This is a genomic window from Vibrio sp. M260112 (assembly GCF_036533775.1).
In the GTDB taxonomy this organism is placed as follows: domain Bacteria; phylum Pseudomonadota; class Gammaproteobacteria; order Enterobacterales; family Vibrionaceae; genus Vibrio.
This window is the reverse complement of record NZ_JATABH010000108.1, coordinates 1-2,797: the sequence shown is the minus strand read 5'-3', so window position 1 is coordinate 2,797 and position 2,797 is coordinate 1. Positions and strand designations below refer to the sequence as shown.

Genomic DNA, 2,797 nt, shown 5'->3' with positions numbered 1-2,797 from the left:
CCGAGTTCAGCAAATTGTACTTTACCTCTTACTCGACTCAGCCAGTACCATCCGTGCTCTTCAACAGACTTGTACCATGGCACTTTAAATCCAGCATCACTGATAATGAGTGGGGTCACAGAGGAAGGTAAAATGCTCGCCAGGTCAGAATTGGTAGAGAGAATCATGTAAGATATTGAGTTCGCGCATCTTGTGGTTTGGTTGTTGTTTTTTGGCGAAACCATTTGATCACATGACAAGATGTGCATCTACCTTAACTTGATGATTTTTATCTAAATCATCAGGGGATTCCTCAGTATATAACCTCGAAATTATTTGAGATTAATATACTTTATTTCCAAAATTTTACTATTTTCTATAGTATATTCTTTAACGGAGTCAATATAATTACATAATTTTGCGGAACAAATTTCTTCAAGAGTAGCTGGGAGTATTTTTCCTTTAAGTTTAAAATTGCAGCATTTGTCAAAATCTCCAACATCTTCAATTTTGTCCCAAAACATCACATATTCACTGCAATAAAAATAAATTTTGTTGTCAAAAAACTCTGGGATTGTACAGAGCTCTACTCCATCACTTTGTCTTTCATGCATGTTATAATCATGATTTAAGAAAAATACATTTTTCATCGTACAATTTTAATCCTATTTGGGAAAAGCTGTTATTACTCAATTTGAGCCTAATTCTGTTACTATTCGAATTGTATTTAGATTTTGACCATGTCCTGGGAGAGAAGGGTTACCTCCTTGAATTCCTGCGTTTGGAGATGGTATGTCGTAAACTAATCTATTTCCTTGTACTTGTGGCTGAATTCCTGTTTCTTTAGCTCGTTTCCAAGCATCAGCTGTTTGATTAATTGAGTTGTCATTAAATACACCATGGGCAGTGTTTCTGCTTGGGTCATCCACATCATGTCTGCGCACATGGTCCTTTCTGCTAAGACCTTGGGGATCCTTGCCCCCCCCAGTCCAGCGGTCGCTTCGGTTCATCTCCATGCGCTGCCCCCACCAACCCAAACGGATCAACCCAGTCCATCGGATTGTGCACATACGCTTGTGGTCTTAAACCACCCGCCATGCCGATGGGGTCAGAGCTTAAATACTGCCCGCTGTCTGTATCATAATAACGGTGCCGGTTGTAGTAAAGCCCTGTTTCTCGGTCGTAAAATTGGCCTTGGTAACGTAAATCACACTCTATTGGGTGGTTGGCGGCGTCTTCAAAGTATTGTTTGGTGAGGCCTTGTAGATGTTGGTGCTTGTAGCTGCCCCAGAGTTCGTGTTGCCCCCGCCAGATGATGTGGCCTTGCTCGCTGCATAGCTCGCGCGGTGTGCCGGCGTGGTCGGTGACCACATAGCTGAGCGCCGAGGTGCCATGCACATTATCGGTATTGATTTGCGCCAGCGGCCTAAAACTGTCGGGTTCATACACCCATTCAATGGTGCTGAGCGCCGTGCCATCCGCACACACTTTCTGCTGCTGAATCAGGTTGTCGCCATCCCACAGGTAATGCAGGTTAGCGTGTTTGGTTTGGCTTTGATCGCACTCTTTTGCGATTCGCCTTCCAAAAGGATCATAACGGTAACGCCAGCGTTCGTGGTTTTGTAACGAGGCTTCGGCATGAAATCAAAATCTGTAAATGAATGTCCCTAATCTGATCGTTTATGTTGTTACCGCCTCGGTTCGTTCTTGCATTAGGGTTTTCAGGCTTTTTGGTCCTTAAACGAAGGCAATATCGGCAGAACCAACCTTTTTAATCTCAAAATCTTCAAATTTTATCCCTAGACCATGCTCTATATCAATTTCTAGCCTGAACATTAACCCAAATGTCCCAATATCATCTTCAACATATATATAGATATGCTCTAGTTCGTAATCCTTTGAATCTTTGGAATAAACTCTATTTAAATATTCCGATATATGCTCTTCAATGTTTTTAGTTGATTGGTACCAGTTTTTAGTAAGCTCACTAATCCATACTTTGCAAGTATCATTTAGTTCGAATACGTCAGCAAAAATGACCGTTACCATGTCTTTTTCACCAATATTAATTGTGCATTCTACACCTTCATCGGTAACGTCGTAGTCCATTTCAATAATCCTTATTTAATACACTTAGGTGGTTTATTATCATAAGATTTTGTTATTTGTTTGGCTTCACTGGAACCATATTTTACTCCATGATGTTCTTCAAACTGACTTACAGATCCAGAATGAGGGAATGTTGCTTCATGAGCTGATGTTGCTTCATGAGCTGATGTTTCTACGAGCTGCATTGTAGTGGTGTTTGTGACAGGATCATAGTCGTCTAAATGGTGCCATGTATAACCTGATGGATGAGATCTTTGTGTATAATTGCCAGCTTGACTCTTAAATCCGGCAGCTTCGTTTGCGGCTTTGAAATCAAGTCCCCTGCTTCCCTTCATTTTAATTTTCACGATATTTTTCTGACCATTAGATACTGGGTATAGTGCGCCTGAGCCAGTAAAATCTACTCCCGGATATCTTGCCAACCCAAACGGATCCACCCAGTCCATCGGATTGTGCACATACGCTTGTGGTCTTAAACCACCCGCCATGCCGATGGGGTCTGAGCTTAAATACTGCCCGCTGTCTGTATCATAATAACGGTGCCGGTTGTAGTAAAGCCCTGTTTCTCGGTCGTAAAGTTGGCCTTGGTAACGTAAATCACACTCTATTGGGTCGTTGGCGGCGTCTTCAAAGTATTGTTTGGTGAGGCCTTGTAGATGTTGGTGCTTGTAGCTGCCCCAGAGTTCGTGTTGCCCCCGCCAGATGATGT

Annotated in this window: 4 protein-coding genes and 1 pseudogene; all 5 read right to left on the bottom strand. The window is 42.3% G+C overall.

All coding sequences use genetic code 11. The features are described 5' to 3' along the window. Positions 1–149 (bottom strand): annotated as a pseudogene (locus tag QTN95_RS20105) (transposase); the annotation flags it as partial. A gap of 162 nt (positions 150–311) precedes the next feature. Then, entirely contained in the window at positions 312–629 is a 318-nt protein-coding gene (locus tag QTN95_RS20100; protein WP_331418760.1) for a hypothetical protein, read from the bottom strand. 307 nt (positions 630–936) lie between these two features. Continuing rightward, on the bottom strand, positions 937–1,467 hold the full coding sequence (locus tag QTN95_RS20095; RefSeq protein WP_331418759.1) for an RHS repeat-associated core domain-containing protein: 531 nt from the start codon (positions 1,465–1,467) through the stop codon (positions 937–939). A 249-nt stretch (positions 1,468–1,716) separates the two neighbouring features. Then, on the bottom strand, positions 1,717–2,088 hold the full coding sequence (locus QTN95_RS20090) for a hypothetical protein (protein WP_331418758.1): 372 nt from the start codon (positions 2,086–2,088) through the stop codon (positions 1,717–1,719). Between the two features lie 11 nt (positions 2,089–2,099). Beyond that, the coding region (locus tag QTN95_RS20085) for an RHS repeat-associated core domain-containing protein (RefSeq protein WP_331418757.1) at positions 2,100–2,797 on the bottom strand (698 nt) is incomplete at its 5' end.